This is a genomic window from Flagellimonas sp. CMM7 (assembly GCF_021390195.1).
Classification (GTDB): domain Bacteria; phylum Bacteroidota; class Bacteroidia; order Flavobacteriales; family Flavobacteriaceae; genus Flagellimonas.
In genome coordinates, this window is sequence record NZ_CP090003.1 from 2,299,653 (window position 1) to 2,315,456 (window position 15,804).

The window sequence follows — 15,804 nt, forward strand, 5'->3', positions numbered from 1 at the left end:
GTATAAGCAATAAGCTTACCATCGTTGATTCCGAAACCCGTTGGTTTTAGCAAACTCAACAGTGGACACCAAATAATCTTCCAGGTTATATTTAGGTATGGGAAGAATACTTTCTAACAAAGTAGTATCCCATTCATAGGGTTTTGAAGTTAGATAAGGAGTTAGATGAACACCAATGGTCTCATAATAAAATTGCTCTAAAGAGCTTTCAAACTCTGAAGCAGTATCCATTAGCTCTTGTGTAAGTTTAAAATTTTTAAAGTTGACCGTCTCTAAAATTTTGGCAATTCCATTAAAGATGTTTGTGCCTTCTGAATTGACAATATTAAGCTGTTCCACATCGGTATCGAATACTTTGGCAATCACTTTTGCAGCATAATCCGTGGGAATGATATTAAGCTTACTGTCCATATTTGCTTGTATGCGCACGGCATCAATGGAGGTGTTTCGATAGAAGAACTTGGCAAAAAGATAAAATACCATGTATTTGGAAATAAAGAAACTTGGCTTGTCAAGTATATTTCCACCCAACACACTTGGTCTTAAGATTTGAATAGGAATGTTTGATAACTTCCCTGCTTTTACCAAAAATTTTTCTGCAGCATGTTTTGAAGCTTCATAATAATTGCGGTAATCATTCTGCTCCGTAGTCACATAATTGTCATTTAGAATTCCGCTTAATTTTCCAATTGAAAATGCAGTGCTTATATAGATAAATTTAGTGAGGTATGGCGTGTAGGCTTTGAATATGTCCTCTGTAAAGGTGAGGTTTTCTTTAAAAATCTCTTCCTTACTGTCTGGGTCTATGGATAGGTTTACATAACCCGCTGAATGTATAAAATGGTATTTTTTACTTTTTTGTAGAAAAGTGCTAGGTTCAAGTATCTGTTGTGCGGAAATGACTTGAATTTTTTCAGCTATTTCAGTTTTATGTTCACGTATAAATTCTGAAACTACATTGCTCTCGAGCATTTTGGAAACCCGTGCCTCAGGTGAGACCAAGTTTTTCTTGCGAACGATCAAGTATATCTTTTCCAAAGACTCAAACCTACTTTCTAGTATAGAAAAAAGTACTTGTGACCCTAATGTTCCTGTAGCCCCTGTTAAGATAATGTTCATACAGTAATCGTTGTTATTGTAAATATCGCATCAAAAAATAAACCCTCGCACAATTGCAAGGGTTTATTCTTGAATTTAACCTAAAAAAGGTTAATATCTATAATATTCTGGTTTATATGGGCCTTCAACAGTTACGCCAATATATTCTGCTTGATATTCCTTAAGTTCCGTAAGTTCAGCACCTAAACGAGCCAAATGTAACTTAGCAACCTTTTCATCCAAATGTTTTGGAAGCATGTATACATCATTATCGTACTTGTCACTGTTCTTCCAAAGCTCAATTTGTGCTAAGGTTTGATTGGTGAAAGAATTACTCATTACAAAACTAGGATGGCCAGTGGCGCAACCAAGGTTTACCAATCGGCCTTCTGCCAAAATGATAACGTCTTTACCATCAATGGTGTATTTATCGACCTGAGGTTTTATTTCATCTTTTGTGTTGCCATAGGTTCCATTCAACCAGGCCATATCTATTTCATTGTCAAAATGCCCAATGTTACAAACAATAGCTTTGTCCTTTAGAGCTCTGAAGTGTTCCTCACGGATAATATCTTTATTCCCAGTTGTGGTAATAACTACATCAGCTTTGCCAATAACGGTTTCCAGTCGTTTTACTTCATAGCCATCCATACATGCTTGCAATGCACAGATGGGGTCAATTTCGGTAACGGTAACAACGGCACCAGCACCTCTAAAAGAAGCGGCAGTTCCTTTGCCAACATCACCATAACCGGCAACCACGACCTTTTTTCCAGCTAACATGGTATCGGTGGCACGACGAATGGCATCCACAGCACTTTCTTTACAACCGTACTTGTTATCAAACTTAGATTTGGTGACAGAATCGTTTACATTGATTGCTGGCATGGGGAGTGTACCATTTTTTACTCTTTCGTACAAACGGTGTACTCCAGTGGTAGTTTCTTCAGAAAGTCCTTTGATTGCTCCGGCCAACTCAGGGTATTGATCCAAAACCATATTGGTTAGATCCCCACCATCGTCCAAAATCATGTTTAATGGTTGTCTGTCTTCGCCAAAGAACAACGTTTGCTCAATGCACCAGTCAAACTCTTCTTCATTCATTCCTTTCCACGCATAGACCGGAATTCCTGCAGCAGCTATTGCGGCAGCAGCGTGATCTTGGGTAGAGAAAATATTACAAGAACTCCAAGTAACATCCGCTCCTAATTCAACCAAAGTTTCAATTAAAACTGCAGTTTGAATGGTCATATGCAAACAACCGGCAATTCGTGTGCCTTTTAGAGGTTGTTCATCCTTGTACTCCTTTCGTAATGCCATAAGACCGGGCATTTCCGCTTCTGCAAGTTCAATTTCTTTTCGCCCCCAATCCGCTAGAGAAATATCCTTTACCTTAAAAGGTACGTAAGGAATTGTTTTTGTGCTCATATCTTTATTGTTAATTTACTTTTGTAGCTTCGTTTATGCAGTCTGCAAAGGTACAAATAACTTAAATATTAGCCGTGCCCATTTACAAAACCATAACAGTTTCACCAACTACCTCCGCATACCTTTGGAAGGTTACAGAGCCTGAAGATGAATTATCTGAAGGAATTGTGCTTACACCTCATTGTCAAAACCGCATGGATGGCATGAAATCTGAAGCTCACCGAAAAGCATTCTTAAGTATTCGTCATCTTTTAGCGCTATCAGGATATACGGACAGCGATTTATTCTATGATGAAATGGGCAAACCGCATTTAAAAGACGGTAATCATATTTCTATAACCCATTCCCATAATTTTACTGGTATTATTGTGAGCGAAACGGATGAAGTAGGAATCGATATTGAAATGCAACGGGACAAAATTCTTCGAATTGCCCATAAGTTTACACCCATACAAGAATATAGAACGTTAGCCAATACAGACGCAATAATTAGAAAATTAACCATGGTTTGGGGAGCAAAGGAGTCTCTTTACAAGATTTATGCCCAAAAGGGACTTAGCTTTTTGCGACATATAGATGTCATGGATTTTACATTTGAAGATAAGAGAACCGTGGCAGAAATTCTTTATGAAGGAAACAAATCACATTATGATGTTGAATTTTTAGAATTTGAAGGGTTTACATGTGCCTATGCGCTCAAATTAATGGGCAGTTGAAAGTTTCCTTTTCACTAGCTTTGTTCTTAAAAATTTTGCATAATCCATGAACATATCCGTAGAGCTTACATTGACTCCGCTTCAAGATAATTTTGAACCTCCAATTATAGAATTCATCAAAAAATTGCGAGCATCAAATCTTACCGTCCTAGAGAACCCGTTGAGTACCCAAGTTTATGGTGAATACGATAAGGTTATGGAATTACTTCGAAATGAAGTAAAGGAAACCTTTAAAAATCTAGAACATGTAGTGTTGAGCATGAAGATTGTAAAATCTGACCGAAGCGAGTATGAGCCACATTTTTGATTTTTTCCTTGATGCCTACCGCAATAAGGAAACCTATGTAATTCTCTTAGAGGCTATAGTTTTTGTTACTGGCATTGCAAGTGTTTGGTTTGCAAAACAGGAAAATATATTAGTATATCCAACCGGGTTAATAGCCACAATAATTTCCGTATATCTTCTATTGAAGGATGACCTTTATGGAGATATGATGATGAACTTCTACTTTTCCATAATGAGTATTTATGGATGGTGGAATTGGGCAAGAAAAAAGAACAATGAAAAAGTTGTCAAAATTTCTAGAACAAATACCAAAGAAAAAATCATTGGTTTCGGACTGTTTTTATTGACCATGGCAATTACGTACCTAGTCTATAAAGCTTCTGGAATTACCATTGAAAATTCAAACTATATTGACATTTTCACATCAGGATTATTCTTTACGGGCATGTGGTATATGGCCAAAAAGAAACTTGAAAATTGGACGCTTTGGATTATAGCCGACATAATAACAGTTCCACTATATGCCTATAGAGGTTGGGGGATGTTATCACTACAATATTTTATTTTTACCATCTTGGCAATACAAGCCTATGTTTTATGGAAAAAAAGCTTGGGCAAGAGCCCTCAGACCTTGTTAAAGTAGTTTTATTTGGTCCTGAATCCACAGGAAAAACGACCATTTCACAACAATTGGCCAGACATTACAATACCGTTTGGGTACCGGAGTATGCTAGGGAGTATTTGCAAAATAAATGGAACAATGAGCGCAAGACTTGTGAACCACAAGACTTGCTTCCAATTGCTGAGGGGCAAATTCGCTTGGAAAATGAACTGACCAAAAAGGCAATCGATTTGCTTATTTGTGATACCGATTTGTTAGAAACCAAGGTATATTCAGAAGCGTATTATATAGGCAATTGTGACCCAATCCTTGAAAAATACGCTTTGCAGAATACATATGACATTTACTTCTTAACTTATATAGATACTCCTTGGGAAGCGGATGATTTGCGTGATAAGCCCAATGAACGGGAACAAATGTTTACTTATTTTAAAGAAACCTTGGAGAAATATGATAGGAATTTTGTTATTTTAAAGGGAGATAAGGTACAGCGACTTTCAACAGCAATCCAACACATTGATAAACTCCTCTAGAACATGATCGATTTAAGTCAAAAAGACATAGAACAACTGGAAAAAAAAGGAATTTCCAAAGAAAAGGTGTTCAATCAAATTGAAACATTTAAAGAAGGAATTCCATTTGTAAAACTCGTTAAGGCAGCTGTTGTTTCAGATGGAATTTTAAGGTTTTCAGAAACGGAACAAGCCGATTTGATTCAGTACTTTGAAGATTCTCGCGGAACATTGGAGCTTTTAAAATTTGTGCCAGCATCTGGAGCTGCATCCCGTATGTTCAAGGCCATGTTCAATTTTGTGGAGGTTTATGATCATTCAAAAGAATCACTTTCCGAATACATTGACCGGACTGGAGATAAAGCAGTAAAGCAGTTTACGGAGAAGATGTCCAGTTTACCTTTCTATGAATTGATTATGGATAGGATTGCGGGAAAAGCCGCTAACGAAGATGAGAAAGCATATTTGTTTGTAAAGGAAATGTTGGTGGCAGATGGCTTAAATTATGGCTTCTACCCCAAAGGATTACTGCCCTTTCATAAATATGGTTCTTATAGTGCCACGCCGTTTCAGGAGCACCTAAAGGAAGCAGCACTGTATGGAAAAACAAATGGAAAGGCCAATCTTCATTTTACCATATCAGAACAACATGATGAAATGTTCAAAAAAGAGCATTCAGAAGTAAGCCCAAATATTTCAAGTGCTACGGATACCGAGTTTAGGATTTCTTATTCTAATCAAAAGCCATCTACAGATACTATTGCTGTGGATGTGGAGAACAAACCTTTTAAAAATAACGATGGTTCAATTCTTTTTAGACCGGGAGGACATGGGGCGTTGATTGAAAATTTGAATGACCAAGATGCTGATGTCGTTTTTATCAAAAATATTGATAATGTGGTGATTGATAAGAATTTGGAAACCGTTTCGGATAGCAAAAAAATGTTGGCAGGAGTATTGTTGAAAGCGCAATCCAAAGCATTTGAATATGCCAAGGCAATTGACAACGATACCATTTCTTCTGAACAGATTGAGGAAATAAAAAGCTTTCTGGAACAAGAGTTGAATGTACGTTTCTCAGAAAACTATGATCAAATGGGTTTTGAAGAGCAGCTTTCAATCCTTAGAGAAAAAATAAATAGACCAGTTAGAGTATGCGGAATGGTTAAAAATGAAGGAGAGCCGGGAGGAGGTCCATTTTGGATAAACAGTACGGAAGGAAATGTTTCGCTTCAGATTATAGAATCCGCACAAATAGATATGGAAAATGAGGAACAAGCTGCCATACTAAAGAATTCAACACATTTTAACCCAGTAGATTTAATCTGCGGCGTTAGAAATTATAAAGGAGAAAAGTACAATCTTTTAGACTTTGTAGACCCAAAACAAGGTTTTATAACAGGGAAAACCCAAGAAGGAAAAGAATTAAAGGCGTTGGAGCTTCCAGGGCTTTGGAATGGTGCCATGGCCTTTTGGAACACCATTTTTGTAGAAGTTCCACTAGTAACTTTTAACCCCGTGAAAACAGTGAACGACCTTTTAAAGACAACGCATCAAGCATAAAAAGAAATAAATACACTTGTAAAAAGACCGCAATTGCGGTCTTTTTTGTTTTAAATGTGACCAAACTACTATAAATGTGTCTTAATTGTAGATACGAAAACAAAATAGTATGGTAAAGGCAAAATTTAAGGTTTTACTAAAAAGATAAAAGGTATATCTAGGTGTGGTTGCCTAGATTATTTTGGTTGGTTGATTTGGTTGAAGGTCGTACATAGTACGACCTTTTTTTGTGACCTAATCAAAGATGTTGTGTCCAATAACTAGAAATGCGAAATAATGCTTTATAAAATAGTGTTGATTATAAGTATTCTATCCTTTGTGTTATCTGTGTTTTTGGTGGCATCTTATTTGAATAAAGAGTATAGGGGAAAGAAAAGAAAATAACTTGGATGGTGCTATGCGAACACTAACCGTGCGTTGTCCATTCCCGCCAATATCGTTTTAAATCTTATCTCCATAGAATGGGTTTTAAGATATTGGCAACATTGAAAAGGCTGCTTAGGCAGCCTTTTTTGTATAAAAAATATACATCCTGTACCATTGCTTACACACTATTACACAGTAAACTACAATCACATAATTTTTTAATAAATTGATTATCAATAAATTAAATTGATTTTAAAACTATTTGGAATGCTGGCACTAGATTTTCATATAGATAGTCAAGTTTAATTTTTAAAATAGAATACACCATGAGAAAATTGATTTTTGCAACTGTTTTATCTTTTGTTGGTTTAACAGCTATCGCCCAAGAAGAAACTGCTGAACTACAAGCAGACGAAACTACAGTAGTAAGTTCAACACAGGATTTTGAGGAAATAAGCGTATCCGACCTTCCTGAAGCTGTTGCTGCTGCTGTTGCCAAAGATTACCCAACAGCTACTGTTAATAAGGCTTATAAAAATGAATCAAATCAATTCAAATTGGAATTGTCATTGGAAGACGGTACTTCAGGTACTTTATATGCCGATGGTGAAGGAAATTGGATAGAGATTTAGTACAAATTTGATTAATCGTGTTAGGTTAGTTTGGTTAAGGAGAGGTCTGCATTGGCGGGCCTCTCCTTTTTATGATAATTTTACAATGCACTTGAAGTCCCATCCTAGTTCAGTATCGTATATTAGATACTGAGATATGCCCAAAATCTTAATCATTGAGGATGATACCGCTTTCTGTCAAATGCTTCAAAAGTTTTTGACCAAGCATGATTTTGACATTTCCACAAGCTTTACCGTTCATGAAGCCAAAAAGGAATTAAAGACTTCTTTTTTTGATGTAATACTATCAGATGTAAGACTACCTGAAGGAGATGGGGTAGCATTGCTTTCGGCAATAAAGACCGATTCCCCTAAAACTCAAGTTATTTTAATGACAGGTTATGCCGAGGTAAAAACCGCGGTAAGTGCTATGAAAAAAGGCGCATTCGACTATATTTCCAAACCCTTTACCCCAGAAAATATCTTAACGGTAATTAAGAATGCGCTGCATACGGAGACACAGAAAAAAATAGAGCGTTCGGATTCTAAAAATGAAAATGCAAAGCATACCAATAAAAAGAAATCAAGTATTATTATTGGAATAAGTGAGGTTTCCAGAAAGTTACAGCAGTATATAGATTTGGTTGCACCTACCAATATGTCAGTTTTAATAACTGGAGAGAGTGGAACAGGAAAAGAGGTAACCGCTAAAGCTATTCATGATAAAAGTAAGCGAAGTAATCAAAATTTTGTTGCTGTGGATTGCGGAGCAATACCAAAAGAGATAGCTACAAGCGAATTTTTTGGCCACCTAAAAGGGAGTTTTACGGGAGCTGTTGAAGACAAAGTGGGTCATTTTGAGGCTGCCAATGGAGGCACACTTTTTTTGGATGAAATTGGAAATCTTTCTTATGAAAATCAAGTCCAACTACTAAGGGCGCTTCAAGAACGAAAAATTAAACGAGTTGGTAGCACAAAAGAGATTACTGTAGATATACGAATAATCACTGCCACAAATGAAGATTTATTGGAAGCTGTTGACAAAGGAACTTTTAGGGAAGACCTGTATCATAGATTAAATGAATTTTCCATTGAGATACCTTCGCTACAGGAACGAATTGAAGATCTATTGCTCTTTGCCAATTATTTTTTGGACAGGGCAAATGAAGAACTCAATAAGAATGTATTAAGTTTTTCTGATGAGGTTAAGCAAACGTTCCAAAATTATTCATGGCCGGGTAATCTTAGGGAGTTAAAAAATGTGATAAAACGAGCTGTGTTATTTTCAGATGGAGATACAGTAATTTCAAGTTCAATTCCTAAAAGATTGGGCATTTCTTCAGAGGTGTCATCAGAATCCAGGTTTTCCAAATCCAATTATGAGAAAGAAAAAATTCTCAGCGCTTTGAAGCAGACTAACTTTAATAAGAGTAAGGCTGCCAAACTTTTACAGATAACAAGGAAAACCCTTTACAACAAAATCAATCAATATCAATTGGAAGTGTAGTTAAAAAAGAGCTTATCGCTTCCTCTAAATTTGAAATGGCGAGTTTTAGTTTTTCAAAATCTTGAAGGTTTTTCTTGTGTTTGGCATCATCAGAAATGTGCTCAAATTTTTCCAATGTTGGTATTGTGTTGTCCGCTTTTAATTGTCGGAACATGGGCAACATTTTATGTGAAATGGACCTTACTTCACTGTAGTTTCTGTTTTCAATGGCAATAGAAAGCAAATTCATGTTATCCTTTGTGTTTTCCAGAAAACTATCCAAAACCTCATATACTCCTTGAGAACTATCTAAAAAGGAAGAGATTGTTTCAATACTGAACAATTCAGAATTTGATTTTTGTGATTTGCTTTGTAAAGAATTCCGAAAAGAATAGGATCCAGAAGAATTTAGAGTGCTTCCAAGCACATCTAACAGAATCATACGAGAAAAGGGTTTTTGGAGCACTTCAGAGAACCCGGCATCCGTGTAAAAACTTTTGTCCAAATTTTTTTGGCCCGTCATGGCAATTATGGGTTGATTTTTATAGTGTCCATAATTTCCACTTTGTAATCTTTTAACAACCTCAAACCCATCCACTGTAGGCATTTGTATATCTGTCAAAACAATATCATATTGAAAATCATCTATATTATCTAGATCCTCAAAACTTGAAAAGGCTCTGATGGGGATTGCATGCATTTGGCACACTTCTGCCAATAGCCCCAATAATGTTTCATCATCATCAAATATCAGGAGTGACAGATGATGGCTTTTATGATTGGGCTTCAGTATCTTCTGGACCGGAATTTCTGTATTTGAGAACTCCAAGGGTAGGGAAAGTGTAAAAGTACTTCCTTCATTTTCTTTGCTATCTAAATGTAAAGTACCCTCCAGTAATTGTGTCAATTTTTTAGAAATGGTCAAGCCCAGTCCGTAACCTCCATATTTTTTTTCGATTGAATCCCCAGCTTGTGTAAACTCTTTAAATATGAGTTCTTGTTTTTCCTGCTCAATTCCAATACCGGTATCAACAACCATGATGTCAATAAATGGTTCACCAGCAATTTCTTTGGTACTAGCTTTTACCTTCACATAACCTTTATGGGTAAATTTAAAGGCGTTGCCAAGGAGATTGGTTAGTATTTGACGCACTCTAAATGGGTCTCCAATAATTGGAATCCCTAATTCTTCGGCAATTTCCAATTTAAGTTCGATGTCTTTTTTATGATAGATTTCTTGAAAATTGGAAGCCGTTTCTACAATTAGATGAGAAAGTACATAAGGGACTTTTTCCATTTGGATTCTTCCCGCTTCCAACTTTGAAAAATCCAAAAGGTCATTGACCAAATCATCAACGTATTTTGAAGCAGATTTTACATTTTTCAAATATTGCAATTGTTTGCCATCCAAGTTGCTGTGCTCCATTAACTCTGTATATCCGCTAATAGTGTTTAAAGGTGTTCTTAAATCATGACTGACAGTTGAAATCAATTGTTCTCTACTTTTCAAAAGGGATTCAGAGTACTTCTTTTCTTTTTCCAACTGCTGACGGTATTGCTGTACCTTCCAAAAATCTTTAGTGATTAAAAAAGTAAAAAGACAGACAAAAAGGAAACCCAATACAACTGCTGCAATGGTTAATTGGATGCTTGTTTTTAAAACCTCTTGCTTGTTTAGATTGTCTTGGTAGGCACTCATAATAATTTCTTGTTCAAAAGCCGAGATCATGCTCCTAAGCTTTTGGGATAGCTCTAGATCTGCCTTGTAAATCTGAAGCTCCTTATCAACCAAGGAACGTTCAATTCTTGCATTTTTGGTTTTGGCCTGCTCTAAGATGGATTTAGATAGCTGCAATACAGAATCTATATCTGTGTTGGTGGTACCTTCATTGGGGTCTTTGGGAATGTTTTTGTTCAATATTGCTACATATTCCCTAATGGATTTCTGGGTTTCAGGCGAAAGCTGTTCAAAATTGGGAACGAAGGTTTCTGGGGTTATTCTTCCCAAATCCACTTCCATTTTGTTAAACTTTTTCAATAAAGAGTCAATGGGAGCACTATTTTCATTCTTTACCTTTAATTTTCGTAATTCGGCGTTGTTGTAAACCTTTTGTTGCAATAACTTTTGAACACTATCCAATTTAACGACCTGATTGCCATTTGTGGTCAAAAGCTTCAAGCTATCTATAGAGTTGAATATGGAGTCTACCTTTTGCGCATATGCTTTTAGATTGCTCCTTTTCTTGCTCTGTAAGGCCAGTTTTGACAAGTTTTCTGCTTCATAGATATCAGTGAGCAATGAATTTGTCTTCAATAACTTGATGTTATCCTCTTCTTTATTTTGAGAAGCATTATATTTTTTAAATTCGGAATAAATAAAAACTGAGGCCAAGAGGGCCACTATACCTAAAACTAAATAGCTCGAAATTATCTTTAAGGTAAATCTTCGTTTAGATGTGGGGTACATATAAAGTGTTATTCCTAATATATACGAAATGGTACATGAGAAAGATTGTTGGGAAAAGTTAATTAACACGCTTTTTTTCTATGAAAAATGAATTTGAGGAACTACATTTGCGCCATCTCAAAGGGGTGCTAAGTCCTGAATTTTTTTCAGGATAAAGCTGAGATTATACCCAATGAACCTGGGCGGGTAATGCTGCCAAGGGATTGCGCGTAGCGCACTTGGAATTTCTATGTTTCTTTTGAAACAAAAACCATTTTTTAACAAGAATAATGGCCCCTTTTATTCGTAACATTTTTACGAATGAAAACTTTATTCACAACTACTGCCCTTTGCGGGCTGGCACTCATTGGCAGTGCCCAAGAAAAACCAACAGATTCTTTAGAAGGAAAAAAAATTGTACTGGACGAGGTGTTGGTTCAAGCTATTAGGGTTACAAAAGAGTTTCCAATTACTTTTTCCAATTTGGACAAAGAAGAAATTGCTCCTAGAAACTTAGGGCAAGACATCCCAATTTTGATGAATTTTTTACCTGCTGTGGTGACCACATCCAATGCTGGGGCAGGGGTTGGCTACACTGGTATTCGTGTTAGAGGTAGTGATGCAACGAGGGTGAATGTGACCATCAATGGTGTTCCATACAATGATGCCGAGTCGCAAGGAACTTTTTGGGTCAATATGCCTGACTTTGCTTCGTCTACGGAAAGTCTTCAGTTACAACGAGGCGTGGGGACGTCTACAAACGGTGCTGGTGCATTTGGTGCAAGCTTAAATTTATTGACAGATGCCTATACTGAAGAAGCTTATGGTAGAGTATCTTCATCTATTGGAAGCTTTAATACCCTAAGGAATAATCTAAAGTTTAGCACTGGTCTGCTCAACGACCATGTTGAGATTTCAGGAAGACTGTCAAGAATTACCTCTGATGGATATGTGGATAGGGCAAGCTCAGAACTGGATGCATATTTTTTGCAGGGGACTTATAAAGATGATAATACGCTGATTAAAGCATTACTTTTTGGAGGCCATGAGATTACCTACCAGTCCTGGTTTGGAATTGATACGGAAACATTAAGGACCAATCGAACTTTTAACCCGGCCGGATTATATACGGACGAAAATGGGAATACTCAGTTTTACGATAAAGAAGTGGACAACTACAAGCAAGATCATTTTCAATTACACTGGAATGAAAATATTGGTCTTGAATGGAGTTCTAATATTGCGTTTCATTATACAAGAGGAAGAGGTTATTTTGAGCAATTTAGGGAAGATGATGATTTTGCAACCTATGGTTTTGAGCCTATAACGGTTAATGGACAAGCGGTAAATACAACGGATTTGATTAGAAGAAGATGGTTGGATAATGATTTTTATGGAACAGTTCTGTCTTTAAATCACAAGAAGGAAAATCTAGATTTAATTATTGGTGGCGGTTATAATGTGTACAAAGGGGACCATTTTGGAGAAGTTATCTGGGCACGTTTTGCCAGCAATAGTACTATTAGAGATCGTTACTATGATGACAACTCCACTAAAACTGATTTTAACAGCTATGTAAAGGCCAACTATAAACTAGATAGTAAATGGTCCATATTTGGAGATTTGCAATATAGAGGTGTTAGCTATGAGGCCAATGGTGAGGATACAGGACTGGTTGATGATACTTTTAATTTTTTCAATCCAAAAGCGGGAATCACTTTTAATCTTAACCCAAGCAACAATTTCTATTTTTCATATGCTGTTGCCAATAGGGAACCCAATAGGAATGATTACGAGAATGGAAACCCCAAACCAGAACGTTTAAACGATTTTGAATTGGGATGGAGATATGTTTCCCCAGATTTTCAGCTAAATACCAATGTGTATTATATGCGTTATAAAGATCAGTTGGTGCTTACAGGAGAGCTAAATGATGTAGGGGCGCCATTACGGGCCAATGTTGGGGATAGCTATAGATTGGGACTGGAGATAGATGCAAATATTAAATTAGGGAATAAATTTGCTTTGCAACCTAATGTTGCATTAAGTGATAATAGAAATATCGATTTTGTTTTTCAAAGAGATGGAGCACTTGAGGATTTGGGAAACACAAATATTGCATTTTCACCTAACGTAGTAGCAGGCAATATTCTTTCGTTTCTACCAAATGAAAACCTGCAACTGTCCTTGCTTTCAAAATTTGTAGGGAAACAATACATGGGTAATATTGATTCTGAAGTTTCTGTTTTGGAAAGTTATTCGCAAACAGACTTTAATGTGCAGTACATTATTGAAACCAATTCATTTATAAAGAATATTGTGCTTTCTGGTTTGGTCAACAATATTTTTGATGAGGACATCGTTTCAGATGGATTTTTCTTCACTTTTGATGATGGCGGCACCACAGTTGAAGGAGCAGGTTTCTATCCACAGGCAGGCATCAACTTTATATTAGGAGCAACCATTAATTTCTGACATAGGGCAAAACTATTTTAAGGGATTCTGTATTTTTATTAAATCATGACAGAATCCCTTTCTTTTTTTAATAAATCACCCATAAAATGGGGTGTTATAGGTTGCGGAAGTGTTACTGAGAAAAAGAGTGTCCCAGCCTATCAAATGACCCAAGATTTTCAGGTGAATATGGTCATGAGGCGAAATGCCGAAAAGGCAGAAGATTATGCCAAAAGGCACAAAATACCAAATTGGACGACCAATGCAAAAGAAGTCATAGAGCATCCAGATATTGATGCCGTTTATATTGCCACACCACCAGACACCCATAAATTTTATGCCCTTCAAGTGGCGGAATCGGGAAAACCATGTTGTATAGAAAAGCCAATGGCTCCAAATTATCAGGATAGTTTGGTAATTTATGAGGCCTTTAAATCAAGAAACCTGCCACTTTTTATAGCCTACTATCGCAGGTCCCTTCCAAGGTTTCTAAAAATAAAGGAATGGTTAAATGGAAATCTGATTGGGGAGGTAAGGCATATTCATTGGCAAAAGACAAAACCTCCTAGCGATATAGATATGCGAAGAACATCTAATTGGAGAACAGATAAGAATGTAGCACCTGGAGGCTATTTTGACGACTTGGCCAGCCACGGGCTGGATTTGTTCACCTATCTTCTGGGTGATATAAAAGAAGCAAAGGGTATAGCATTAAACCAGCAAGGACTATATTCTGCTTACGATGCCGTTTCAGGTATTTGGCTTCATGATGGTGGGGTTACCGGAGAGGGTAATTGGAATTTTGGAAGTAGCCACCGTATTGATGGAGTTGAAATTTTTGGTTCAGAAGGGAAAATAAACTTTTCTGTTTTAGATGAAGCCCCAATTGAATTGGAGAATGCATCGGGACACCAAGTCATGAATATTAAACATCCGGAGCATATTCAGGAATATCATGTACAAAACATAAAAGACCATCTTTTAGGAAAAACAGTGCATCCTTCTTTGGGGTATTCTGGATTGCATACCAGCTGGGTTATGGATAAAATATTAGGGAACCATTAATAGCACCTAATTAGAAATAGTTATGGTGTTTCCACTTTGTGTAGCTCTATAAAAAAGTAGGTCATAATAACGATTGCCGTCATCCGGTCTGTCTAATTGCTGCCCGGTAAAAAGACTATAGGTATAACCCTCACAAGAACAGGTTACGTTTTGCCCATCAATGGTCATTGTAGAGCAATTATTGGGCGCATGATTGGGACAACTTGCTTCAAAAGCAAAAAAAGTATCCAATCCGGACTTGATTACAAAAGCTCCACGGGTTCCTACTCCATTGTTATCTACAAATACAGGGTTACCAATATTGTTCAAATCACTGTAAAGTGGCAAATTCAAGTTTAGGTCAAATCTAAAACCTACCTCTTGAAGGAAAGGATTTCTGTTGGTGCTATCAGAATCACAAGAAATCAGAAAAATCAATAAAATACAGCTCCAGAAGTGCCTCATAGTGTAGATTTCAAAACGTTATTTGAGCAAATTTGGGCAAAAAATACCTATATTTGCGTTAAATCCTCGCTAAAAACCTATGCTTGTCATAGAGGCAGCTGGGGATTTTTGTATTTGTGGCCATAAGATGCATTGGGAAAATAATTATATTTTCTTCAGTGTTCTTTTGTATTAAAATATGACGATATGAGTAAAGTATCTTATTATACAGCAGAAGGATTAAAAAAATTAAGGGAAGAGGTCAACTACTTAAAAGATGTGGAAAGACCTAAAGCTTCACAAGCTATAGGGGAAGCAAGAGATAAAGGGGATTTGTCGGAGAATGCGGAATATGACGCGGCCAAAGAAGCACAGGGTCTTTTAGAGATGAAGATTTCTAAAATGGAAGAAACGCTGGCCAACGCCAGATTAATAGATGAGTCGCAATTAGATACTTCGAAAGTATTGGTTTTATCAACTGTGAAGTTGAAAAACCAAACCAATGGTATGGAAATGAAATACACCTTGGTAGCCGAGAGTGAGGCCGACCTTAAAACAGGTAAGATATCTGTTACTTCTCCTATAGGGAAAGGGCTGTTGGGTAAAACCGTTGGTGATGTTGCAGAGATCACTGTGCCCAATGGAACGTTAAAATTTGATATTTTGGAGATTACACGAGATTAAGAGGTGCTATAATTCTTATATTTAATCTCGTTCCTAGCGGGATT

14 protein-coding genes and 1 riboswitch are annotated in these 15,804 nt (G+C 36.7%); of the genes, 10 read left to right on the forward strand and 4 right to left on the reverse strand.

The features are described 5' to 3' along the window. Nucleotides 1-15: 15 nt before the first annotated feature. On the reverse strand, nucleotides 16-1,119 hold the full coding sequence (locus tag LV704_RS10485) for an SDR family oxidoreductase (protein ID WP_163420349.1): 1,104 nt from the start codon (nucleotides 1,117-1,119) through the stop codon (nucleotides 16-18). Nucleotides 1,120-1,209: 90 nt separating this feature from the next. Beyond that, complete coding sequence (gene ahcY, locus LV704_RS10490) at nucleotides 1,210-2,526, reverse strand: adenosylhomocysteinase (RefSeq protein WP_163420348.1); 1,317 nt, start codon at nucleotides 2,524-2,526, stop codon at nucleotides 1,210-1,212. A 74-nt stretch (nucleotides 2,527-2,600) separates the two neighbouring features. On the opposite strand from ahcY, the gene LV704_RS10495 reads away from it, so the two are divergent. The 7 genes from LV704_RS10495 to LV704_RS10525 all read left to right on the forward strand — a co-directional run bounded on the left by LV704_RS10495 (nucleotide 2,601) and on the right by LV704_RS10525 (nucleotide 8,709). After that, nucleotides 2,601-3,242 (forward strand): 4'-phosphopantetheinyl transferase superfamily protein, encoded by a 642-nt coding sequence (locus tag LV704_RS10495; RefSeq protein WP_163420346.1) that lies wholly within the window; start codon nucleotides 2,601-2,603, stop codon nucleotides 3,240-3,242. A gap of 46 nt (nucleotides 3,243-3,288) precedes the next feature. Further along, entirely contained in the window at nucleotides 3,289-3,549 is a 261-nt protein-coding gene (locus LV704_RS10500; RefSeq protein ID WP_163420343.1) for a YkoF family thiamine/hydroxymethylpyrimidine-binding protein, read from the forward strand. Continuing rightward, nucleotides 3,533-4,171, forward strand: coding sequence for a nicotinamide riboside transporter PnuC (gene pnuC, locus LV704_RS10505; protein ID WP_163420341.1), 639 nt, complete (start codon nucleotides 3,533-3,535; stop codon nucleotides 4,169-4,171). Before LV704_RS10500 ends, pnuC begins: the two co-directional genes overlap by 17 nt. Then, entirely contained in the window at nucleotides 4,126-4,683 is a 558-nt protein-coding gene (locus LV704_RS10510) for an AAA family ATPase (RefSeq protein WP_163420338.1), read from the forward strand. Before pnuC ends, LV704_RS10510 begins: the two co-directional genes overlap by 46 nt. 3 nt (nucleotides 4,684-4,686) lie before the next feature. After that, on the forward strand, nucleotides 4,687-6,225 hold the full coding sequence (locus LV704_RS10515; protein ID WP_163420336.1) for a DUF4301 family protein: 1,539 nt from the start codon (nucleotides 4,687-4,689) through the stop codon (nucleotides 6,223-6,225). 692 nt (nucleotides 6,226-6,917) lie between these two features. Further along, a complete protein-coding gene (locus tag LV704_RS10520) occupies nucleotides 6,918-7,223 on the forward strand; it encodes a hypothetical protein (protein ID WP_163420334.1) in 306 nt (101 codons plus the stop codon). 136 nt (nucleotides 7,224-7,359) lie between these two features. Continuing rightward, on the forward strand, nucleotides 7,360-8,709 hold the full coding sequence (locus LV704_RS10525) for a sigma-54 dependent transcriptional regulator (RefSeq protein ID WP_163420332.1): 1,350 nt from the start codon (nucleotides 7,360-7,362) through the stop codon (nucleotides 8,707-8,709). Here the strand turns inward: LV704_RS10525 and LV704_RS10530 are convergent. Beyond that, on the reverse strand, nucleotides 8,684-11,155 hold the full coding sequence (locus LV704_RS10530) for an ATP-binding protein (RefSeq protein ID WP_163420330.1): 2,472 nt from the start codon (nucleotides 11,153-11,155) through the stop codon (nucleotides 8,684-8,686). The two genes, LV704_RS10525 and LV704_RS10530, sit on opposite strands and share 26 nt — an antisense overlap. A gap of 111 nt (nucleotides 11,156-11,266) precedes the next feature. Beyond that, nucleotides 11,267-11,375: riboswitch (TPP riboswitch) on the forward strand. A gap of 80 nt (nucleotides 11,376-11,455) precedes the next feature. Here LV704_RS10530 and LV704_RS10535 point away from each other — a divergent pair. Both LV704_RS10535 and LV704_RS10540 read left to right on the forward strand, forming a co-directional pair. Further along, a complete protein-coding gene (locus LV704_RS10535; RefSeq protein ID WP_163420328.1) occupies nucleotides 11,456-13,609 on the forward strand; it encodes a TonB-dependent receptor in 2,154 nt (717 codons plus the stop codon). Between the two features lie 45 nt (nucleotides 13,610-13,654). Further along, nucleotides 13,655-14,653: a Gfo/Idh/MocA family protein gene (locus LV704_RS10540; protein ID WP_163420327.1), complete on the forward strand. Its 999-nt coding sequence runs from the start codon at nucleotides 13,655-13,657 to the stop codon at nucleotides 14,651-14,653. 6 nt (nucleotides 14,654-14,659) lie between these two features. On the opposite strand, the gene LV704_RS10545 is transcribed toward LV704_RS10540, so the two are convergent. After that, a complete protein-coding gene (locus LV704_RS10545) occupies nucleotides 14,660-15,097 on the reverse strand; it encodes a hypothetical protein (protein WP_163420325.1) in 438 nt (145 codons plus the stop codon). Between the two features lie 186 nt (nucleotides 15,098-15,283). Between LV704_RS10545 and greA the strand changes: the two genes are divergently transcribed. Beyond that, a complete protein-coding gene (greA, locus tag LV704_RS10550) occupies nucleotides 15,284-15,760 on the forward strand; it encodes a transcription elongation factor GreA (RefSeq protein ID WP_163420323.1) in 477 nt (158 codons plus the stop codon). Nucleotides 15,761-15,804 lie beyond the last annotated feature (44 nt).

Excerpts from the sequence above, each read along its gene's own strand:
- LV704_RS10485 (WP_163420349.1), bottom strand. The coding sequence starts at position 1,119 with ATGAACATTATCTTAACAGGGGCTACAGGAACATTAGGGTCACAAGTA.
- ahcY (WP_163420348.1), bottom strand. The coding sequence starts at position 2,526 with ATGAGCACAAAAACAATTCCTTACGTACCTTTTAAGGTAAAGGATATT.
- LV704_RS10500 (WP_163420343.1), top strand. The coding sequence starts at position 3,289 with ATGAACATATCCGTAGAGCTTACATTGACTCCGCTTCAAGATAATTTT.
- pnuC (WP_163420341.1), top strand. The coding sequence starts at position 3,533 with ATGAGCCACATTTTTGATTTTTTCCTTGATGCCTACCGCAATAAGGAA.
- LV704_RS10510 (WP_163420338.1), top strand. The coding sequence starts at position 4,126 with ATGGAAAAAAAGCTTGGGCAAGAGCCCTCAGACCTTGTTAAAGTAGTT.
- LV704_RS10515 (WP_163420336.1), top strand. The coding sequence starts at position 4,687 with ATGATCGATTTAAGTCAAAAAGACATAGAACAACTGGAAAAAAAAGGA.
- LV704_RS10520 (WP_163420334.1), top strand. The coding sequence starts at position 6,918 with ATGAGAAAATTGATTTTTGCAACTGTTTTATCTTTTGTTGGTTTAACA.
- LV704_RS10525 (WP_163420332.1), top strand. The coding sequence starts at position 7,360 with ATGCCCAAAATCTTAATCATTGAGGATGATACCGCTTTCTGTCAAATG.
- LV704_RS10530 (WP_163420330.1), bottom strand. The coding sequence starts at position 11,155 with ATGTACCCCACATCTAAACGAAGATTTACCTTAAAGATAATTTCGAGC.
- LV704_RS10535 (WP_163420328.1), top strand. The coding sequence starts at position 11,456 with ATGAAAACTTTATTCACAACTACTGCCCTTTGCGGGCTGGCACTCATT.
- LV704_RS10540 (WP_163420327.1), top strand. The coding sequence starts at position 13,655 with ATGACAGAATCCCTTTCTTTTTTTAATAAATCACCCATAAAATGGGGT.
- LV704_RS10545 (WP_163420325.1), bottom strand. The coding sequence starts at position 15,097 with ATGAGGCACTTCTGGAGCTGTATTTTATTGATTTTTCTGATTTCTTGT.
- greA (WP_163420323.1), top strand. The coding sequence starts at position 15,284 with ATGAGTAAAGTATCTTATTATACAGCAGAAGGATTAAAAAAATTAAGG.